Annotated in this window: 19 protein-coding genes and 3 tRNA genes; 10 read left to right on the forward strand and 12 right to left on the reverse strand. The window is 38.1% G+C overall.

The features are described 5' to 3' along the window. Positions 1–59: 59 nt before the first annotated feature. From murB to M2419_RS14765, 3 genes are all read left to right on the forward strand, one after another. Entirely contained in the window at positions 60–1076 is a 1017-nt protein-coding gene (gene murB, locus M2419_RS14755) for a UDP-N-acetylmuramate dehydrogenase (protein WP_159729057.1), read from the forward strand. Between the two features lie 262 nt (positions 1077–1338). Continuing rightward, positions 1339–1848: an RNA polymerase sigma factor gene (locus tag M2419_RS14760; RefSeq protein WP_159729059.1), complete on the forward strand. Its 510-nt coding sequence runs from the start codon at positions 1339–1341 to the stop codon at positions 1846–1848. A 31-nt stretch (positions 1849–1879) separates the two neighbouring features. Beyond that, on the forward strand, positions 1880–2125 hold the full coding sequence (locus tag M2419_RS14765; protein WP_120334911.1) for a cytochrome b5 domain-containing protein: 246 nt from the start codon (positions 1880–1882) through the stop codon (positions 2123–2125). Here M2419_RS14765 and M2419_RS14770 read toward each other — a convergent pair whose 3' ends face one another. From M2419_RS14770 to mgtE, 5 genes are all read right to left on the reverse strand, one after another. Further along, positions 2126–3040 (reverse strand): PfkB family carbohydrate kinase, encoded by a 915-nt coding sequence (locus tag M2419_RS14770; RefSeq protein ID WP_075991746.1) that lies wholly within the window; start codon positions 3038–3040, stop codon positions 2126–2128. Positions 3041–3097: 57 nt separating this feature from the next. Further along, positions 3098–3171 (reverse strand) — tRNA-Asn (locus M2419_RS14775). A gap of 88 nt (positions 3172–3259) precedes the next feature. Continuing rightward, a tRNA-Asn gene (locus M2419_RS14780) sits at positions 3260–3333 on the reverse strand. A 50-nt stretch (positions 3334–3383) separates the two neighbouring features. Beyond that, positions 3384–3457, reverse strand: a tRNA-Asn gene (locus M2419_RS14785). 246 nt (positions 3458–3703) lie between these two features. Further along, entirely contained in the window at positions 3704–5080 is a 1377-nt protein-coding gene (mgtE, locus tag M2419_RS14790; protein ID WP_075991745.1) for a magnesium transporter, read from the reverse strand. Between the two features lie 805 nt (positions 5081–5885). On the opposite strand from mgtE, the gene M2419_RS14795 reads away from it, so the two are divergent. Continuing rightward, entirely contained in the window at positions 5886–8573 is a 2688-nt protein-coding gene (locus tag M2419_RS14795) for a hypothetical protein (protein ID WP_259255299.1), read from the forward strand. On the opposite strand, the gene M2419_RS14800 is transcribed toward M2419_RS14795, so the two are convergent. From M2419_RS14800 to sppA, 3 genes are all read right to left on the reverse strand, one after another. Continuing rightward, complete coding sequence (locus M2419_RS14800; protein WP_159729063.1) at positions 8570–9424, reverse strand: endonuclease/exonuclease/phosphatase family protein; 855 nt, start codon at positions 9422–9424, stop codon at positions 8570–8572. The two genes, M2419_RS14795 and M2419_RS14800, sit on opposite strands and share 4 nt — an antisense overlap. Before the next feature lie 180 nt (positions 9425–9604). Continuing rightward, complete coding sequence (locus M2419_RS14805; RefSeq protein WP_153846118.1) at positions 9605–10795, reverse strand: phosphoglycerate kinase; 1191 nt, start codon at positions 10793–10795, stop codon at positions 9605–9607. Positions 10796–11011: 216 nt separating this feature from the next. Next, complete coding sequence (sppA, locus tag M2419_RS14810; protein ID WP_159729065.1) at positions 11012–12778, reverse strand: signal peptide peptidase SppA; 1767 nt, start codon at positions 12776–12778, stop codon at positions 11012–11014. 222 nt (positions 12779–13000) lie between these two features. Between sppA and folK the strand changes: the two genes are divergently transcribed. Then, positions 13001–13504 carry a 2-amino-4-hydroxy-6-hydroxymethyldihydropteridine diphosphokinase gene (gene folK, locus M2419_RS14815; RefSeq protein WP_153846116.1) on the forward strand — a complete coding sequence of 168 codons (504 nt, stop codon included), beginning with the start codon at positions 13001–13003 and terminating at the stop codon, positions 13502–13504. After that, on the forward strand, positions 13485–13829 hold the full coding sequence (locus tag M2419_RS14820) for an Hpt domain-containing protein (protein ID WP_153846115.1): 345 nt from the start codon (positions 13485–13487) through the stop codon (positions 13827–13829). The genes folK and M2419_RS14820 overlap by 20 nt, the downstream gene beginning before the upstream one ends. On the opposite strand, the gene pssA is transcribed toward M2419_RS14820, so the two are convergent. Both pssA and rho read right to left on the reverse strand, forming a co-directional pair. Next, entirely contained in the window at positions 13826–14512 is a 687-nt protein-coding gene (gene pssA / locus M2419_RS14825; RefSeq protein ID WP_153846114.1) for a CDP-diacylglycerol--serine O-phosphatidyltransferase, read from the reverse strand. The two genes, M2419_RS14820 and pssA, sit on opposite strands and share 4 nt — an antisense overlap. Positions 14513–14586: 74 nt before the next feature. Beyond that, positions 14587–16086 (reverse strand): transcription termination factor Rho, encoded by a 1500-nt coding sequence (gene rho, locus M2419_RS14830; RefSeq protein ID WP_153846113.1) that lies wholly within the window; start codon positions 16084–16086, stop codon positions 14587–14589. 303 nt (positions 16087–16389) lie between these two features. Here rho and M2419_RS14835 point away from each other — a divergent pair, with 303 nt between their 5' ends. From M2419_RS14835 to M2419_RS14845, 3 genes are all read left to right on the forward strand, one after another. Then, positions 16390–18117 carry an MFS transporter gene (locus tag M2419_RS14835; protein WP_075991739.1) on the forward strand — a complete coding sequence of 576 codons (1728 nt, stop codon included), beginning with the start codon at positions 16390–16392 and terminating at the stop codon, positions 18115–18117. Between the two features lie 241 nt (positions 18118–18358). Then, complete coding sequence (locus M2419_RS14840) at positions 18359–19222, forward strand: N-acetylglucosamine kinase (RefSeq protein WP_046671899.1); 864 nt, start codon at positions 18359–18361, stop codon at positions 19220–19222. Positions 19223–19646: 424 nt separating this feature from the next. Next, positions 19647–20465 (forward strand): UDP-2,3-diacylglucosamine diphosphatase, encoded by an 819-nt coding sequence (locus M2419_RS14845; protein ID WP_046671898.1) that lies wholly within the window; start codon positions 19647–19649, stop codon positions 20463–20465. A gap of 80 nt (positions 20466–20545) precedes the next feature. Here M2419_RS14845 and M2419_RS14850 read toward each other — a convergent pair whose 3' ends face one another. Further along, entirely contained in the window at positions 20546–21229 is a 684-nt protein-coding gene (locus M2419_RS14850; RefSeq protein WP_159729067.1) for a metal-dependent hydrolase, read from the reverse strand. Between the two features lie 10 nt (positions 21230–21239). After that, entirely contained in the window at positions 21240–21554 is a 315-nt protein-coding gene (locus M2419_RS14855) for a YbaB/EbfC family nucleoid-associated protein (protein ID WP_153846111.1), read from the reverse strand. Positions 21555–21740: 186 nt separating this feature from the next. Between M2419_RS14855 and M2419_RS14860 the strand changes: the two genes are divergently transcribed. Next, positions 21741–22367 carry a hypothetical protein gene (locus M2419_RS14860; protein WP_159729071.1) on the forward strand — a complete coding sequence of 209 codons (627 nt, stop codon included), beginning with the start codon at positions 21741–21743 and terminating at the stop codon, positions 22365–22367. The last annotated feature ends 10 nt before the right edge of the window (positions 22368–22377 follow it).

Raw genomic sequence — 22377 nt, forward strand, 5'->3', positions numbered from 1 at the left:
TACCGATTATCATGCTAAAGATAGCTGATTTTTTTGAATTTCTGAAAACTAAAGTCAATATGAAGTTAAACATTCAATCGAATATATCTTTAAAAGCTTTCAATACGTTTGGAATTGAAGAAAAGACAAATTTTCTAATCGAAGTGAATGACAATGAAACATTGACCGAAATTTTTAAAAATGATATTTTTAAGGAGAACTTTTTTGTTCTTGGTGCCGGTAGCAATGTCCTTTTCACCAAAGCATTCGACGGCTACATTATTCGCATGACCAGTAAGGGCATACAGTCGAAAATTGATGGCGATGATGTTTATGTCACAGCGCAAGCTGGAGAAATCTGGAATGACTTCGTTTGGTATTGTATCGAACATAATTACGCTGGCATTGAAAACATGGCCCTAATTCCCGGTACTGTCGGGGCTTCACCTGTGCAAAACATCGGTGCCTATGGTACCGAGTTAATGTATGTCTTTCACGAATGTCAGGCTTTCGATACGCATACCGGCAACTTTGCCACATTCAAAAAAGAAGATTGCAATTTCTCCTACCGCGACAGCATCTTCAAAACAGCATACAAAGGACGGTTTATCATTACCGAGGTAACCTATAAGCTTAGCCGAACAGCTCATATCAACACAACTTATGGTGCAATAGAAGCCGAACTCGCTAAAGAAAATATAACGAACCCAAGTATTGCCGATATCGCAGCCATTGTCTCCAAAATCCGGGTAGAAAAGCTCCCTGACCCAAGTACAGTGGGAAATGCCGGAAGTTTCTTTAAGAACCCCGTAGTTACAGCATCGACTTTTGAGCCTCTTCAGAAAGAATATCCCACAATACCGCATTATCCAATGCCCAATAATGAAACAAAATTGGCTGCTGGATGGTTAATAGAACAATGCGGTTGGAAAGGAAAAGAATATGGACAAGCAGGTGTATGGAAAAATCAGGCACTTGTACTAATAAATAGACAAAACGCTACAGGGCAGGAAATTTACAATCTATCGGAACAAATTATAAGTGATGTAGCCAACAAATTTGGCATTAAGCTGGAGCGTGAAGTTAATTTACTGTAAAGATTTAAAAAAAGTAAAAATATTTTTTTTAAATCTGAAAGTAAAAGAAAAACAGGCTTCACTTTAGTAAAACATCACTTTGAGCTAATTTTATTTACTTAAAGTTAGTCTACGCAAACGTTTGCCCTGCTTAAAATAATCTTAAAATTATATTAACAAATCTAATTTTGCCATTTTTGGCGCATTATTTGCCTCATACTTAATGAACCGCATTTTATAAACGTACTGTTTTGTAAAAAGAACAGTTATAATTCATTAAGCTATGACAAAGAATGAATTTGACACAATGGTTATTGAGCAATCGGACTCATTAAAACTCTACGCCAGAAATTTTACCAGTGATTACGAAGATGCCAACGATCTCGTTCAGGACACTATCCTGAAAGCTGTGACCTATTTTAAAAATTTCAAAGAAGGAACCAATTTGAAAGGATGGCTTTACACCATCATGAAAAACACGTTTATTAATAACTATAGACGTATTGTGAAAACCAACTCTTTCATCACGAAAGACGAGGATATTTCTAACTCTAACCTGCTATTATCCGCCTCCTCAAATCAGGGCGAAAGCAAATTTGTCATGGAAGACATCCATGAAGCTTTATCTAGTCTTTCCGAAGAATATTACATCCCATTTTCACTGTACTTTGAAGGGTTTAAATACCACGAGATATCTGAACATTTAAATATCCCCATCGGAACGGTAAAAACAAGAATACATGTCGCTAGAAAATTAATGAAAAGATCGCTATCGGCATATAAAATAGCCTAGTTTTTCTATCTTCGCCTTTTTACAATTACGAATGGCAGAAGAATTATCGGAATACAGCAAAAGCCAATTGGCTTTACGTAATGGTCAGGACAAACCACAGATCTGGGTTGCATATCGCGGATTTATCTATGATGTCGGAGAAAGTAGACTGTGGAAAAACGGAATGCATTACGAACATTGGGCCGGACAAGATCTAACTGAGGAGCTCCAAGAAGCCCCTCATTCAGAATCTGTATTTTCAAAATTTCAGATCGTTGGAAAACTGAAAGATCAATGATTATAAATTAAACTGAGATAGGGCAACAAAAGCGTTCAAACGCTTTTGTATGTCCTCTTCGGTAAGATCAACCAAACGATCTGTTCCAAATTTCTCTACACAGAATGAAGCTAGCGCAGAACCAAAAATCAACGCGTTCTTCATGTTTGTAAAGTTTATACTTTTTACTTTGGCAAGATAGCCAATAAAACCTCCAGCAAAGGAATCCCCCGCACCAGTTGGATCAAACACATCTGCTAATGGTAGAGCTGGAGCAGAAAAAATTTGATTCTCTCCAAAAAGAAGCGCACCATGTTCACCTTTTTTGATAATTAAATATTTAGGTCCCATTGCTAAAATGACTTTTGCAGCTTTAACCAGAGAATACTCTCCTGACAGTTGTCTTGCCTCTGAATCATTTATGGCTAACACATCAACCTTTAGAAGCACCTTTCTTAAGTCATCCATCGCAACATTCATCCAGTAGTTCATGGTGTCCAGAACAACCAGCTTAGGTTTGTGTACCAAGCGCTCCAACGTTGTCAATTGTATTTGAGGTGTAAGATTACCCAAGAGAAGATACTCACAATCCTGGTAACTTTCAGGAATAATTGGATCAAAATCAGCTAATACATTTAAGTCTGTCGCCAGGGTATCACGGCTATTCATATCGTTATGATACCTGCCTGACCAGGAAAAAGTTTGCCCACCAGTAATCACCTGAACACCCGTAACATCTATACCACGGTTCCTGATAAGATCGAGATTGTCATTTCCAAAATCCTCCCCAACAACACTGACCAATTTGATTTGATCACATAGATATGATGCCGCCAGACTAGCAAATGTACCGGCACCACCTAGAATTTTGTCAGTTTTACCGAACGGTGTTTCTATTGTATCGAAAGCCACCGTACCAATAATTACTAAACTCATAGTTTTTTAATAAGCATGGTAAACAAAAAAACCGGCGTAAAGCCGGTTTCAATATTGCTCCTGAAGCTGGGCTCGAACCAGCGACCCTCTGATTAACAGTCAGATGCTCTAACCTGCTGAGCTATTCAGGAATTTATTTTTCGAGAAATTCCTTTCTCATAGAGTGTACAAAAGTAGTACATTTTAATATCATTTGCAAATAAAATATTTGCATTGTTGCTCCTGAAGCTGGGCTCGAACCAGCGACCCTCTGATTAACAGTCAGATGCTCTAACCGGCTGAGCTATTCAGGAATGAAAAATTGAATATTTTAAAAACCCCGGTTATGTAAGTTATTAAATTGCTCCTGAAGCTGGGCTCGAACCAGCGACCCTCTGATTAACAGTCAGATGCTCTAACCTGCTGAGCTATTCAGGAGTGTTTTTCAATTTTTCCGGAGACCCTATCGCGTTTCCGTGATGCAAGTATCGGAAGATTATTAGAATACTACAAATTTTTTGAGCACATTTTTTACAACTTCCTAAATTCCAATTAGAATAATTTATTTTTATTTCTCAAACAGCTATACAAAATCCCCTTTTCAGCACTTAAACCAACATTATCCTTCTTTTACCTTCACTAGCAATTAGCTGATCAGTGGGCAATATTGTAAATTCAGCACGATTAAAGCAGTACACCTTTCAAAATAAGCGTAGCCACACTAAAATAAATCAGCAAACCTGTAACATCGACTAATGTCGATACAAAGGGCGCTGAAGAACTCGCAGGGTCGGCCCCAAGCCGTTTCATCACAAAAGGCAACATAGACCCCGTCAACGATCCCCAGAGAACGACACCGACCAAGGATAAAGAGATAACCAAAGCAACCAACACCCAATACTCACCATAGCTATGCGCAAAAGACTGCCATGCCATAATCCTTATAAAACCCAGCGCTCCTAAAATAAGTCCCAGCAGTAAACCCGACAGAATTTCTCTTCGCATCACACGCCACCAGTCACCCAAGGTAACTTCCCCCAAGGCCATCGCCTGAATAATTAATGTTGACGCTTGCGAACCGCTGTTCCCACCACTGGATATAATAACAGGCATCAGCGCAAACAACATAATCGCACTTGCCATTTGCTCCTCGAAGTGCTCAATAACTGTAGCGGTCAAAAGTTGTCCCAGAAAAAGCACAATAAGCCAACCTGCTCTCTTCTTGACCAAGTTCTTAATCGACACATCCAGGTAAGGCTCATCCAAAGCCTCCGTTCCCCCGATACGCTGCATATCTTCCGTGTACTCCTCGTTTGCTACCCAAAGAATATCATCGACAGTCACAATCCCCAACATAACCCCCTGTTCGTCGACAACAGGCAAGGCCACTCGATTATTCATCCGGAAGATGTTGATCGCTTCCTCCTGGGGATCGTAAGCATTTAGCGAAATCAGACGATGATCAATCAGTTCGCCAACAACTCTATCTGGCTCCGCCATCAGCACATCTTTAATCCTAATATCATCAACCAACTTCCCATTTCCATCAATCACATAGAGTACATCTATCGTCTCCGAATCTCTTCCATAACGTCTAATATGTCCCAATATTCGTTCAATACTCCAATGCTCTTTTACGGTAATATAATCAGGCGTCATTAGACGCCCAACGCTGTCTTCTGGATAGCCCAACAACGCCAATGCTTCAACACGATCTTTGGGTGGTAATAGTAAAATTAAATGCTTAATATCGTCCTTCATTTCTGAAAAAAAAGAAGTCCGATCATCGGGGGGTAACTCGTTAATTAGTGCGCTAATTTTCGCTTTAGAAAGCTTCTTAAAAATCCTATTTTGAGTAGGGAAATCCAGAATACGAAAAACGTTAACTGCGCGATTCAAATTTAATGATTCAATAAATAATGAACCATGCTCGGGCAACTCATCAATCAGCTCCTCTACTTCTGAAATATTTAATTCATTCAAAAATTCTTCCAGCCCAACAAGATCTCCACTTGCTATCAATTGCTCTATTTGATTCACCTGCATTTCCAGTTCTTCCATATCTCCTATCAATTTAAAAATCCTACATCTACACAAAATTTATATGTTACAAAAATCGCTTTTTTAAAGTAAATTCTGCATAAAAAAATAAATAATAAAAACCTGCTGTGTGTCGCAGTTATTGGGATAAATTCCCCACGCATCGTTCAATGCTTAAATTAAAAACAAGACATTTTGTCACCAATCAAAATTAAAGAGAAAACCGTTCTCACCAACAACTTCAACAGCTCTAGGCAAAAGTTAGACGATGAAATTTATCGTCTAATTACCGATCTATTTTTTTATTGAATAAAATAAATCAGACGACACCCATCTCACCAAGAGACACCCGAAAGCAACAACCCATAGTCATCAGATTTTTCCACAAAAAAAGCAAACAAATTTTCCCGGCACAGTCTTAGAATCGCCAATTATTTAAGTATATTCGTCGTATGCTTTAACCTGTTCAATTTAGCGCATTTTTTCAGAACAGCCCAATATTACCAGGTTATTTAAAAGAAAAAATAGCAAAAAAAAAATAATACACAAAAAACATAAAAACCTATTATTCAAAGATAAAGCAATTTCAAAAAGAACTTAAAGTTCATATAAGTAACAATAATAAAACTAAAAAAAATAGCAAACACACGATATACAGAAATTAATGAGACATAAAAACATAATTATCAATACATTATCATTATTGTCATTAATAATATATTCACAAAAAAGTTCCGCTCAATTTTTTGAAGACAGCCAGGCCCCTTTAAGCCAAAAATGGTATAAGATTGAAACGAAGAATTTTCAACTTATTTTCCCCGAGGAAATGAAGAGCAAGGCCCCTACCCTAGCTGACCAGGTTAACCGATCGCTGCGTACAACTTCCAGAAATTACAAAATAACACCGCGGAAAATTCCATTCATTATCCATAACACGAATCTACAAACGAATGGTTTTGTACAGCTGTCTCCACGTAAATCTGAACTGTACAGCACCGCCGGAGCAGAGCCAGACAATCAGACCTGGCTACCCAATTTGATCCTACACGAGTCAAGGCACGTAAGTCAATTTGACAAATTGACAGGAAAATTACGCGCCCCATTTTTTGAACAATTAGCCCTAGCCTACTATGGACTGACCGTCCCTTCTTGGTACTTCGAAGGGGATGCGACGCTAACTGAAACGATATATTCGGAGGGAGGAAGAGGAAGATTACCCGCTTTTGAAATGCCAATCAAAGCAAACTTTCAATCGAATCACAACTATAGTTTTAATAAATATTTACTGGGATCCTATAAAGATATTGTCCCAAGTTACTATACAATCGGCTATCTGATGACCTCCACTTTAAAATCAGAATTACCCTCGAATTATGAAGCCGACCTCTTTTCAGAGCTTAACAAAAAACCGCTATACCCCTATAATATCAATCGCGTTTTAAAGAAAAAAATAGGTGGAAATAGTGCCTATTTATACAACAAAACAATAGCAAATTTAGATGCCATATGGAATAAAAAAACAAGCGATTATCAATACCAGAAGTACACAGAAATAAACAAAAAAAACAACAATTATTACAACAGTAATTTATTGCCGAAACACAAGAATGGTCTGATCTATTTTATTAGACAGAATCCACAAAAGACCAATGCAATTTACACCTATGATGCGGTAACAAACACAGAAAATAGGCTCGTCAAAACCGGCATACAGTTGACGCCACACTTTGACGTAAACAGCAATTACATCTTATGGGATGAGCTTCATAAAGATCCGCGTTTCAACAAGAGAACATACAGCGTCATCAATATCATGAATCTCAAAACAGGGAAAATTAACCAGCTCAGTAAACAGACGAGATATTATTCACCTATTTTTAGCCCACTAGACGAAACCATCGCCTGTGTTGAGGTAGATTTATCCAACGACAGCTATCTGACGCTTATAAGCCTTAAAAACAACAGTATCATCAAACGGATTAAAATAGGCAATGCCGAACAGCTCCAACACCCAGCTTTCAACTCCCAAGGAGATAAAATAATAGGTATACGATTGTCCCAATATGGAACCGCATTGTGTGAAATTGACCTGAATAATAACAAAATCACCAACTTAACACCATGGGGTAACCAACAATATGAAAGACCGCAATACCTTTCAGGTATGAAAATTATCACAAAAGCTAACTTCAATGGTATCGATAACATTTACAGCATCGACCTCTTATCTGGCAAAAAACAGCTTTTGACAAAGGCACAGTTTGGCGCGTTCAACCCTTTTTACGACAAGGATACAAGACAATTATTCTTCAACGACTACCAGTACAATGGCTACAAGATTGCCCAAACACCTATAGATACAGCATTTGATATCGCTCCAGAAACGGATTATTTTTCCCATTATTACGCCACGGCATTGACCAGAGACAGTGTAAAAAATATCGCTTCAGTCTCAGTAGATACTAGTCAGCACTACCAAATTGTTTCCTATCGTGGACTAGGTAGAACCTTCAATTTTCATAGTCTTTCGCTAAGTAGCAGCAATTTTGAAAGCTTCGACAATTTTAAGCCCGGAGTTTTCTGGTTATCAAACAACATCTTAAACACCACACAAATTGCACTGGGATATGAATATGACACCGACATTCGAAAAGGAGTATACTCGGCAGAACTGACCTATAACAAGTACCTCCCAAAATTCTCACTACGTTATGAAAACAGAGGGCAAATCGCAGCAGCAAGCATCCCTAATAAACCAGACAGTAGCATCCGTTTCGACTGGCGCGAGCATTATATATCCTCACAGATCTCTATCCCACTCTCCTTTTACAGAAGAGACTACGTCTATTCCACTGGATTCAACCTGGCAACAGCCTATCTAAGACGCTATGATCTTAGCCGAACAGATGTCAAAAACTTTAATTACGAGACTGCATTTCCATTAACATACCAGCTTTACCTTAATCGCAATGCGCGTATGGCCAACATGGATCTCTACCCAAGATGGGGGCAAAATTTTAGCATCACCTATCGGCATACTCCATTCGAAAACAATGCAAAAGGTGAAATTCTATCGGCAAGAACAGTATTTTATCTACCTGGATTCATGAGCAATCACGGCTTTCAAATCAGACTGAGCGCTCAAACAGGATCAGGAATTTATCAATATATCAACGATATCCCTTTAGTGAGTGGATTTAGCTACTACAAATATGAAAAAATAAAAAACACGGTATTGGTCAACTATCGTTTCCCCATAGCTTATCCCGACCTTGGATTAGGATCCTTAGCTTATATTAAACGTGTAAAAGGAGGAATATTTGCCGATTATCAAAACATTCACAAACACAGGGAGATTTCACCAAAAAGTTTTGGAGCCTATCTCTCGCTTGATTTCAATGCTTTCAGATACCCACTTCCAGATTTCGAATTCGTCGTTAAAGGCACCTATATCAATGACAACACAACAACGCAACGCATAGTTCCAACATTCAGTTTAAACTACACCTATTAAAGATGAATCGCCCAGTTAAAATTCAGTGCCAAAGCATAATGATCCGATAAGGGCAGCCCTTTAATATTGGTGAATAGGTTATTTTCTATATTATAATCCCGGGCAGTAAGACTTACGTGACTGCTGCTCCGATAAAGAATCTTATCGATAGATTCGCTCTGATTGCCGATAGACAACATATGTGGAGGCTTAAACTCATGTCGCACCTCTGGCACTAAGCCTCCATTTTCGAGCTCAACCCAGCTATCAACCAATGTTGTGGAATCCATAAAATCATGCAGGTTATCATCACAAAAACTATAATGTGCATTAAAATCGCCCATTACAATAAGAGGCCTATCACTCGAATGCTCTCCGATATAATCACGTAGCTGATTGAGATTATCCCGACGTGCACTTGAAGCTTTCCTGCTATTTTGCGCATTCGCATGAACGTTATAAACATCCAACCAGACTTCAGGAACGATTTCTATCTGAACTAGGGTAAAGCCTTTCGGTGTTAGAAAATCTGCTCCCGTACGTTTCTTCCAAGGCACGCGAACAACATCGGTCATTGGAAAATGAGACAAGGTATTGAGACCATCACCAAAGGGAACGCGCCCTTTTGTTCTTGTGCGATATGGATGTAAATTCCCGCCCCAATATAAACTTCTATTATAATTGAAATCCTCCTGTACATTAACAATATCAAAAGGATTGATCTTCTTTCCAATTTCAGCAATACTTCTACTTCTGCCTGTAATCGCAGAAGAAATAATCCCGGGCAACCCCGCTACATTATACGTCAGTACCGAAAAAAAACCAGAATTACCTTTTTCTTTACTCTTATTAGCATCCATCAATATCTGCATATATAACCCATGTCATGATAAATTTAGCAAATACAATAAAAACTCACCAGTACTACACAAACATTTAACAGATAATTGATTTAATCTGACATTACATCAATAGTTTAGTACACAATACAGATCTTTTTTAATAAAAAAGGGACAACCTATTGTTGTCCCTTTCTAAAAATTTGATTTATATTAATCTTCAAGTGCCTTCACACCTGGAAGAACTCTTCCTTCCATGTATTCCAAAAGTGCACCACCACCTGTACTGACGTAACTTACATCTTCAGTCATACCAAATTTACTTACCGCAGCAGCAGAATCACCACCCCCTATTAAAGAGAATGCGCCATTCTTCGTTGCTTCAACAACAGCATCAGCTACAGCTTTGGTACCCTTCGCAAAAGTATCAAATTCAAAAACACCCATCGGACCATTCCAAAGAACCGTTTTAGAATTTTTGATGATCGCAGCGAAATTTGCTGCAGACTCCTGACCGATATCAAGACCTTGCAAATCTGCCGGAATTTGATCATTTGGCCCATCATATACATTAGCATCGTTTGAAAATGCATCTGCAATCTGAGCATCCGTAGGAATAACCAGGTTTACACCTTTTTCCTTCGCTTTTTTCACCAACTCATTCGCTAAATCAAGTTTATCGATTTCAACCAATGACTTACCAATTTCGCCCCCTCTAGCTTTGATGAACGTATAAGCCATACCTCCACCGATCAAAAGATTATCAACTTTATCCAATAAGGCCTCAATCAACTGAATTTTATCAGAAACTTTTGCCCCCCCCATAATAGCAGTAAAAGGTCTAACCGGATTGTTTAATACTTTTTCTGCATTTCCAACTTCTGCTGCCATCAAGTAACCGCTATATTTAGCTCCTGGGAAAAATTGCGCAACAATTGCTGTCGAAGCATGAGCCCTGTGCGCTGTGCCGAAAGCATCGTTTACATACACATCACCTAATTTGGACAACTTTTCTGCAAATCCAACATCTCCTTTTTCTTCTTCTTTATAGAAACGAAGGTTTTCAAGCAATAAAACCTGACCAGCCTGTAGCGCTGCAGCCTTTTCTACGGCCTCTGTGCCGATACAATCATTGGCAAACTGAACATCAGTACCTAAAACCTGTGAAAGATGAGCAACAATATGTTTTAATGAATACTTATCAGTAGGACCATCTTTTGGCCTTCCTAAATGGGACATCAATATCACGCTTCCACCATCACTCAAAATCTTCTTTATTGTTGGAGCCGCTCCCTGGATACGATTATCATCCGTAATATTGAAATTTTCATCCAAAGGCACGTTGAAATCCACGCGTACCAAGGCTTTTTTACCTGCAAAATTTAAATCGTCTACTGTTTTCATTGTGTAACTTTATTGATTTGGGATTAGGTCGTTTTGTCAAACGAACAGCTAAATATAAAAAAAAGCATTTGCTTTCATTAGAAATAATTATTTATTAACAGCAATTCTTACCTTGCATAAATCTTCTCATGACACAAAGTAAGAATTGCCTACATCGTTATAAACCATAATAACCTAGAGTCATACAACGATTGAATTTTCTTTACGAGGCGATTACTAATGAATCTCAACGCTATAAGGCAATCTCGCCTGCACACCCGTCTGTGCAGTAGCTTTTCTCATGACATCAAAATAACGATAATATTCACCCATTTGTTCTTTTGCTACCCAAACTTGAACTTTTTCTTTTGAATTATTCAATATTGAGGTAAAAGGATCTTCTTTCTCTGGATACTGGGACACTTTATATTTACTCAAGTTTGCCTTTTTAGCGGCAGCCTGAATAGCCGCATCCAAGTTCCCCAGACGATCAACCAATTTATTATTCACTCCTTGTGCACCAGTCCAAACTCTTCCTTGTCCAATACTATCAACATCAGCAATGGATAATTTACGGCCGTCTGCAACAACTTTCGTAAATGTACCATATACTTTATTAACTTCTCGCTGGATGATGTCTCTTTCTTCGGCTGTCAACGGTCGATCAAAAGAAGTCATCAAATCGGCAAACTTACCCGTTTTTACACCATCGTAATGTACTCCAATCTTATTGTTCATCAGATTCTGGAAATTAGGAATCACGCCAAATACGCCAATTGATCCCGTAATCGTGGTTGGCTCAGCAAATATCGAATCGGCTGCCGCCGAGATATAATACCCTCCTGATGCAGCTAAATCTCCCATGGAAACGATGACAGGTTTAACTTTCTTGGTCAAGATAACCTCCCGCCAAATAATATCTGACGCTAAAGCAGATCCACCGGGTGAATTGACACGTAAAACAACAGCTTTAACCGCATCATCTTCTCTTAATTTTCGTAGTTCGCGGGAGAATTTATCACCGCCAATTTGGCCAGGTCCAGTTCCTTCACCGTCAACAATTTCTCCAGCAGCATAAAGAACCGCGACTTCAGATCCACTCGCATCGTCTTTTACCTTTTTATTATAATCCAGTAGGGAAACAAACGATATTTCATCTTTTTCCGAAATTTTCAAACGCTTTCTCAGATCTGACAAAAGTTCGTCTTTATACAGCTTGGCATCCGCAAGCTTATATTTTACCGCATCGTCCGCATCCCGAACACGATAGTCATTCGCTATAGCCCGTAATGAATCGGCAGCAATATTTCTGCTCGCCGCTATTTCATTGATAAAAGTACCGTATATACTTCCCAAATATGATGTTACCTGTAAGCGATTGGGATCACTCATTTTATTCAAAAAGTAAGGTTCAACAGCACTTTTAAATGTACCCACCTTCACAATCTGCATCTCTACCCCAACCTTATCCAAGAGGTCCTTATAGAACATCGTAGAACTTGCCAAACCTCTAAAATCAATCGTCCCTTGTGGATTAACATACACCTTATCAGCGGTGCTCGCTACATAATAGGCCTTTTGGTCATACCCGGCATTATAAGCAACAACAAATTTCCCGGTTTTCTTAAAGGCCAAAAGTTCGTCCCTTACTTCCTTTAAGCTCGCAAAACCAACACCGATATGACTAGCATCTAAATAGATCCCTTTAATATTCCCATCCGTAGCTGCATACTTGATCCTCGCCAAAATATCGTCTAGCCCAATATTTTTGGTAGAATAGCCTGGAAGATTGAGACTACCCAAAGGATTAGCTTCACTTCTCTCTGTAATATCATAATCAAAAGATAGGTATAAAACCGAGTTGCTTTTAACAACAATCTCCTGATCAGAGGACGCCGAGCTGATGATCGCCCCAATAATTCCCATCAAAACAATAAACAACACAACAAAAGAGATCACAATCCCCGTAATTGTTGCCAGTACGTACTTAAAAAATGATTTCATATTTTGTAATTAAATCCGATCCATAACCTATCTTCCAGTGGAAAGACTTATTTTTCACTAAAGGTAACGCAATATTTTTTATTCACCCAGTCTTTTATTTCAACTACAACATATTTTTTTCCACGAAATTAGGGCTTCTGGCCGACGGAAATTCACTTTTTCACCTACAATTAATACCCGCATTTCTTCCCATTAAAATCAACAAAAGCTTAATTTAGCATTATGAATAAGATTTATATACTTTTGGGCACTAACCTTGGAGACCGTTTTCAACAGCTTAATCTAGCAAGAAAACAACTTGAAACACACGTTGGAGCAATTATTGAAGCATCGTCGATCTATGAAACAGCGGCTTGGGGAGTTGAAGACCAACCGGCCTTTTTGAATCAGGTCGTTTTAGTAACGTCCGAGTTACAGCCTTTGGCATGCTTAAATCTAACACAACATATCGAACAAGAATTAGGACGTATACGTTTCAAAAAATGGGGAGAAAGAGTAATTGACATCGACCTTCTCTACTTTAACCAGGAAATCATCGACTTGCCCTCACTGCAGATTCCACACCCTTACATCGCCGAACGGAGGTTCACGCTCGAACCATTAGTAGAAATAGCCCCTGGCTATATCCACCCCGTTTACAAAAAAAATAACGTATATTTATTGGATAAATGCACAGACGACTTACCTGTAAAGAAAATTAGCGACGATGAACCATATCGACATTGAACTGATCCGCCAAAACATGTTTGACAACCACGAATTAATCAAACAATTTGTATCCATGTATCTTATTCAAACACCTGTAGATCTCGACAAGCTCCGACAAGCGCTGGCTGAAGGTGATCTTCAAAAGATTGGTGATACAGCCCATCATATCAAACCGACAATGGACTATATCGGTGCCTTTCACTTAAAAGAAAAATTTGAGGAATTAGAGGCCAATGCAAAAAATGAGGAATCTCTCGAGGGGCTTCAAGCCACCTTTGATATTATAGATATCGAAATGAAAGAGCTCCTTTTTGAATTGGAACAATATGAAAAAACGATCTAAACCAGATCGTTTTTTTTATTGAAATGCAATGCCGACAATAGGAAATATAAAACTAAAATAATCGGTAAAGCCATAAATTGACCAACAACAAACAAGATCAGCGTCAAGATCAAAAATATAAAGCGAAACTTATTCGTTTTCCAGTCCATCGAACTAAATTTCATCGAAAACAACCTAATTTCACTCACCAAAAGATAACTGGTTAGAAGAATACTAACGAGTAATACAATCGGATTTAAAACCAATTGCGGATACTTGTCTGCTATATAAGGCAATGAAAGCACATAAAATGTATTCATTGGCGTATTCAAACCAATGAAATCAGAAGTTTGACGCTCATCCAGGTTGAACTTTGCTAAACGTAAGGCTGAGAAAACAGTAATGATATACCCTAAATAAGGCAACAGAGAGCCATCAGGAAATACCTTTGTCAATAAGGTAAACATGATTGTCCCAGGTAAAAAACCAAAACTGACCATATCGGCCAACGAATCAAGCTCCTTTCCGATTGGCGATTTAACATGAAGAAGCCGCGCCACCATTCCGTCAAAAAAATCGAATATCCCGGACGCAAAGACACAAATAGTAACCACTTGAATATTGCCTTGCAATGCCATCAATACAGCGATACAGCCACTAAATAAATTTAGGCAAGTCAGTAGATTTGGGATATGTTTTTTCATTTACAGGATCTATTTTATAAAAAAAGCCATCATTCGATTAAAAATGATGGCTAAAATATCAAAATTTGATGGGATTACCCATTCATACTGATCAAAAATTCTTCATTTGATTTAGTTCCACGCAATTGACCTTGTAAAAATTCCATGGCCTCTGTAGAATTCATATCAGATAGGTGGTTACGAAGTACCCAAATACGTTGTAATGTATCTTTGTCAGTCAATAGATCATCGCGACGTGTACTGGAAGCTGTGATATCGATCGCAGGGAAGATACGTTTGTTAGCCAACTTACGATCCAACTGTAATTCCATATTACCTGTACCTTTGAATTCTTCAAAGATAACTTCATCCATTTTAGAACCTGTATCTGTTAATGCTGTTGCTAAAATTGTCAATGAACCACCGTTTTCGATATTCCGGGCAGCACCAAAGAAACGTTTTGGCTTATGTAAAGCGTTAGCGTCCACACCACCTGACAAAATTTTACCTGACGCAGGCGCAACCGTGTTATATGCACGAGCCAATCTTGTGATTGAGTCTAACAAAATAACGACATCATGTCCACACTCTACCATACGTTTCGCTTTCTCAAGCACGATATTCGCGATTTTCACGTGGCGGTCAGCTGGCTCATCAAATGTCGAAGAAACAACTTCAGCGCGTACGCTTCTCGCCATATCAGTAACCTCCTCAGGACGCTCATCGATTAATAAGATAATCAAATAAACTTCTGGGTGATTCTTTGCAATAGCATTTGCAACCTCTTTTAACAAGTTTGTTTTACCCGTTTTCGGTTGAGCAACGATTAATCCACGTTGGCCTTTACCTATAGGCGTAAATAAATCCATGATGCGCGTAGAGTAATTTCCAACGCCCATATCCAAATTTAAACGCTCATCAGGGAACAATGGTGTCAAATAATCAAATGGCACACGGTCACGAACCTCAGCAGGATTTTGCCCATTGATAGCCTCAACCCGTACCAAAGGGAAGTATTTTTCACCCTCTTTAGGTGGACGGATACAACCACGTACCGTATCTCCCGTTTTCAAACCAAATAATTTGATCTGAGATTGTGATACATAAATATCATCAGGAGAAGTCAAATAGTTATAATCTGATGAACGTAAGAAGCCATAACCATCAGGCATGATCTCCAATACACCCTCATTAACGATCACATTATCGAAATCTGTACTTGAAGAAGTGTTTTCTGCTTTAGGAGTTTGTGTTGCTTTTTCAGGTTGGGGACCTTTATCTGCTGATGGAGCATCTTCGGTTACAACCGGAGTTTCGTCATGCTCAGAAACCTCACGTTTTCTTACCGTGACAGGTTCCGCTGTTTTTACAGTCCGGACACGTTTACGTGTACGTTCAGCATGTTCCTGATTATCTTCCTCTACTTTAGCTGCGTTTTCAGCTGGCGCTGGAGCTGCTTCCTCTTCCCCACCAGTATTGCTAATTCTTTCGATTAATTCTTGTTTACGCAATTTATCAGCATCTGCGATACCGATCAATTTAGCAATCTCGCGCAATTCCGATACGAGTTTAGCGTTTAATTCGTTAATATCCATTAATGTGTTGTGTATGATTTTTGGATTTTTTTTTGAGCTTTTTTCTGAATTCTGATTACACACTTAAACAAGTTTCCATGATTAAGTGTGATGAAGAACTTAATGATTTCTTTTAAACCCGAAGTGGATTAAATATTGAGAACCTAGACAAAGAAAAAAACAAATTTTGTTATTTCAAAATATTTCAAAAAAAATATTTACTATTGTAGCTAGTAAAACGATTTAACAACATTTTTAGATTGAATTTTATATTTTTTTTCATAAGTTCGTACCTTTCAAAATTTAAGTTTTTAGATCCCTTATATGGAACAGCAACAAACTAAAACCAATTACCCCGCACTCTACACATTGATTATTGTGTTTTTCTTTTGGGGGTTCATTGCGGCAGGGAACAGTGTTTTTATACCGTTCTGCAAAAATTACTTTCATTTAGACCAGTTTCAATCCCAGTTAATAGACTTTGCTTTTTATACAGCCTATTATATTGGTGCATTGTTACTATTTATTTTCAGTTCAATCGGAGGAAAGGACCTGGTTGGAAAATGGGGATATAAAAAGAGTATCGTTTACGGTTTACTTTTCTCGGCCTTGGGTGCAGCAGCCATGATTGTTGCTGTCGAAGTAAATTTGTATGTTGGTATGTTGTTGGGACTATTCGTTGTAGCCCTTGGTTTTTCATTACAACAAACTGCAGCAAATCCATTTGCCGTTTTATTGGGCGATCCAAAAACGGGTGCTTCCCGCGTGAACCTAGGCGGTGGTATCAACTCATTTGGTACAACAATAGGACCTCTTGTTATCGGATTTTCCTTATTCGGAACTTTTGAACCTATTTCTGACTCCGAGATCGCCAACCTTCCTCTAAACAAGGTTGTGTATCTTTACATAGGTGTTGGTCTATTGTTCCTGCTTGCTGCAGCATTATTTAATTTCAGTAAAAAAGTTCCTGCTGGCATTAGTGATGAACCGATGGAAAAGGCTAATAAAGCTTTACGTACATTGATCATTATGACCGTACTACTTTTTGGTATGTTCACACCTGTTTTTTTAAGCTACAAGAGTGACTTAGCCTTGCAGGTAGAGCAGTTACACAAACAGGTTTCAAGTTTAACGGATCAGGTTCAGATTGACCAACTCAAATTGCACATTAAAGAAGTTGCCAAACCACTCGAAATGCAACGTATGTTATGGTTGGCTGGAGCATTGGTCGTTGTGATCGGTGGTTTATTGTTCTCCAATAAGAGCGCGCAAAAAAATCCAGAAGGCTGGGGTGCGATGAAATATCCACAATTGGCTTTGGGTATGCTCGCCCTATTTATCTATGTCGGTATCGAAGTTGCTATCGGTAGTAACCTCGGCGAATTATTGACATTGAAGGAATTTGGTCACTTGCAATCATCGCAAATTACACCTTATGTATCCATGTATTGGGGGAGTATGATGATTGGTCGTTGGGCCGGTGCAATTACAGCCTTTAACTTGAGTAAATCGGCTAAAAATGGATTATTGATTATCGTTCCTCTGATTGCATTCTCCATTATCATCGGAGTCAATACGCTTGCAGGATTTGAAATGTCGCATCTCTATTATTACGTAGTATGTATTCTTCTTCAGATTGTAGCATTCTACCTAAGTAAAGAAAAACCTGCTCGTACATTGATTATTTTCGGATTATTTGGAATCATCGCGATGTTAATTGGCCTATTCTCATCGGGTACTATTGCAATCTATGCTTTCTTATCAGGCGGTCTTGCTTGTTCAATTATGTGGTCTTCGATTTTCAGTTTATCCATTGTAGGTTTAGGTAAATATACCGCTCAAGGTTCGGCATTTCTTGTCATGATGATTCTTGGTGGTGGTGTTCTTCCTCCGATTCAAGGAAAATTAGCGGATATTATCGGCATTCATAATTCGTATATTCTACCATTAATCGGATTCTGTTATGTTGTTTTCTTTGCGATATTTGTTAAGGGAATATTAACAAAACAAGGAATCAATATTGACGAAATAGAGGCTGAAGGGGGACATTAACACCCCTCACTAATTGTAAATAGTACACTATTTAAACAATTTTATTACACAGCTCAAAAACTGGCTTAACAATATCGTTAAGCCAGTTTTTTTATATAGTCACCAAAGTACAAAAATTTATTTTTTGAAAAATACGTGGATAAATTATGATATTTAAAATTAAAAAATGTATTTTCGGGGAATTGATTAATGAATTGATTACTCATTTTATAACGATAAACACAATTAAAACTACTCAATAATGATAATCATTGCTGACGGGGGATCAACAAAAACAAACTGGTGTTTGTTAGACGATTCGAATAAAAAAATCTACTTCAACACAGAAGGATATAACCCTTATTTTGTTGATAGTGAATACATTGTAAACTCCCTAAAAAAAGGACTACCGCAAGATTTACCTTTTGAAAAAATCTCAGAAGTAAACTATTATGGTGCAGGTGTTCATAACAAGGAAAAAGCACAAATTGTAGTTGATGCCTTAAAACAAGTATTTACGACAGCTGAAGTTGAAGTAGGACACGATCTTCTTGCAGCAGCAAGAGCATTATTAGGAACTCAAGCCGGATTCGCTGCGATCTTAGGAACAGGAACAAACTCTTGTCTCTACGACGGCAAAGAAATCACATTAAACATCGACTCAGGTGCTTACATTTTAGGTGATGAAGGTTCTGGTAGTTATATCGGTAAAAAATTACTGGCAGATTATGTTCGTAATTTGATGCCTAAAGATGTTAAAGAGGTATTCTACAACACGTATAAAATGACAAAAGATGAAATTATGGACGCGGTTTATACCAAACCTATGCCAAATCGTTTCTGTGCTAGCTTTAGCAAATTTGTCTATGACAACAATGTAAATATCGAATATACACGTAATATCGTTGATGAAGCTTTTGAAGCATTTTTCAGAAACCTTGTTAGCAAATACCCTAATTATCAAAGTTATACTTTCAACTGTATCGGTTCAGTAGGTTATAATTTCAGAAATGTATTAGCTGAAAAAGCTGAGCAATATGGAATGAAAGTAGGTAAGATCTTACGTTCCCCTATTGACGATTTAGTACAATTCCACATCGATAGAGCGGCAGCAACTGCCAAATAAAAAAGAAAAATAATCTTTAACATAATGAAAGGTGTTCAATAAAATTGGATACCTTTTTTTGTGGCCCTTACCCCACTCCATTGTCTTTCTGATCGTCTCCTCAACGAAAATTTCCTGCTAATATTAATTTCCAATAAACTAATTCATACCGTTTTACAAGATATTTTAATGATTTAATAACAGGAATTTCATCGGTACAAAATAAAAGTATCTTTTTTTTGTAAAAGAAGATAACAGATTTATTGAATGAAAAATCGTGGCATACAATAACACAAAAAACGGTAAAATAGATCGTTCATGATCGATTCATTTCAGACAAATCCGTCAAAGGTGAAATATAGTCCTCAACAGACGGACAGACAACAAAATCAACAAAGGTTGATAAATCTTTGTAGACATAGATGAATAAACAAATTTATTGCAAATGAAAAGAAGCCTTGATATACTTGTAATCTCAGATTTACACCTAGGTACCTACGGTAGTAGAGCTAAAGAGCTTTTACTTTACCTAGAGTCCGTATCTCCCAAAATACTGATACTCAATGGAGACATCGTAGACATTTGGCAATTTAAAAAAAGCTATTTCCCACAGGAACATCTCAAAGTCATCAAAAAGATTATTGACATGAGCTCTTCTGGTACAGAAGTGCATTACATCACGGGCAACCACGATGAAATGTTGCGCAAATTTACCGATCTAAAATTAGGTAATATCAAGCTGAGCAATAAACTACTTCTCTCACTCAATAATCAAAAAGTGTGGATCTTTCATGGGGATGTTTTCGACGCATCCATTCATCATTCTAAATGGTTGGCCAAACTGGGTGGATGGGGATATGACAAATTAATCCAGCTCAATAATATCATTAATTATTGCCTGGATAAAATGGGTAAGGAGAAATACTCTCTTTCTAAAAAGATCAAAAACTCTGTTAAAAAGGCCGTCAAGTATATATCGGATTTTGAACATACAGCTACTGAACTAGCGATTGAAAAAAATTACGATTTCGTTATCTGTGGACACATCCATCAACCTCAAATCAAAGAAGTTATTACCCGAAAAGGAACCTGCACCTATATGAACTCAGGGGACTGGATTGAAAATCTCAGTAGTTTAGAATATAAAAATGGGGAATGGAAGCTGTTCTACTTTGAAGAAAACAAAGAACAAATCCTGAAGAATAAAATCATCGATATCCCTCTTTTCAGCCTGGAAGATCTTAAAAAGATTGTCATATCTTAATGGACACAACGCAGATCTGCATAAAATCAGGAAAACAATACAACAAAAAGCCGAGCTAGCTCGGCTTTTTGTTGTATTGTTTATAACTCAAATGTCGAACCGATTTCCGGCAATGACAATGAAATATCCTCATTTTGGAATTTATCCAAAGCTTGTTGTTTATCGATCGTTATTGGCGGAAATGAATCGTAATGGATACCAACTACCCGAGCACAATTCACAAATTCAGCGGCTTTAATTGCATCATCCACGTCCATTGTATAATGCCCACCAATAGGCAAAAATGCCCAATCCAGCTTCATGTCTGCCAGCAATTTCATTTCCATGGTTAACGCAGTGTCTCCAGCAAAATAAATTCGCTTGCCTTTTACATTAAAGACAAAACCTACAGGAAACCCACCGTATTGACCATCAGGTGTACTATTGGTATGTGCGGCATATACCATCTTTACCGAACCAAAAGGCAGTTGAACTGTTCCGCCCAAGTTAAACTCGATAACTTTATCGTCAGGCACTCCCTGTCTTCTCACCCAGCCTGCAGTTTCAACAATCGCTAAAACAGTGGCACCGCTGTTTTTTTGAATCGTCGCCATATCTGCTACATGGTCCTGATGCCCGTGACTTAAAAAGATATAATCCGGTTTAATTGTATTTACATCGATTTCTTTTGCAAGTGGATTATAGCTTACAAATGGATCTAAAAGAACCTTCGTGCCGTCAAAATCAAACTCCACACAAGATTGTCCGTAATAAGTCGCTTTCATGATAATATTGCTATTGATTAAATAATCCGCCTAGTCCTCCTAGTCCACCCAACATATCCTTGCTTGCTGCTTGCATTTCAGCCTGGCTGATATTCTCAGCTTGAGCAATTGCCTTATTCAGAGCAACCACAAGCAACTCCTCCAATTCTTCTTTATCTGCGTTTGATAAAAATATAGGATCGATGGTAACCTCTTTTATCTCTTTATTTGCTGTCGCTATCACACGGATTAAACCACCTTCCGCTTCACCAGACACAGAAATTGAATCCAATCTTTTTTTGATTTCCTCCGCCTTTTGCTGGGCTTGAAATAATTTGTCAAACATATTTATATCATTTATTTGATGCCAATTTACAAAAATCTGTGCATACCTACTATTGCTAATTTACTTTCGCTAATGCTTCCCTTTTATTTCTGAAAGTGTCTGATCTTATTGGCCAAAAAGAACCTTCAGTTCGCTTTCATTGCTCTTGGTGTCTGCGAAGTCAGGAAGGTTTTGTATTTTTGCAACATGCAAAGCAATCAAGAAAAACTAGTCGCCCATATTTTGGACCAGTTGGACCTAAATCCGGCAGCTATTCCAGCTGAAACCTACGACACATTGATTTCAGATCGCCCTCAACTTGTCGACATCGATGATATGGTCTCCTATATCAAACGTATCGGGACTGATCTCGATGCCATCGATAAAACAGTTGAACTGGTTGAAAAAATTGAAGACGAAACAAGTATTCTAATCCATAAGCTTAAGTTTATTTCGGCTACTGACAGGCCCAAGGTATTGGTACTGGACCAAATACAGCCCCTTGAAATAAACCGTTCTGCCTATCTGCAGGAAGCCATAAAAATTGCAGGTGGTATTCCAGTTACGACAGAAAATGAAGCCGATAAAATCATTGTCATCGGTCATGGGGAACAGACATTTATCCAAATCCCACAATTGTTGAATACGGCAGCTATCGCATCATCCAAAGCTATCGAGCTAGATCAAGTCTTTATTATGACCAGTGAACAATTTGCAAAGATTCCCGGATACAATTACTTGAGCGAACTCGAATCCTTAGCCGAAATTCTTCAGCCAAAGTATTTTGTATATGGTCATGAAGGGAACGATTGGCTACAATTTCAACTAAGCTAAAAAACCAAAA

Origin of the sequence: Sphingobacterium sp. BIGb0116, assembly GCF_024808035.1 — a bacterium.
Lineage (GTDB): Bacteria > Bacteroidota > Bacteroidia > Sphingobacteriales > Sphingobacteriaceae > Sphingobacterium > Sphingobacterium paramultivorum.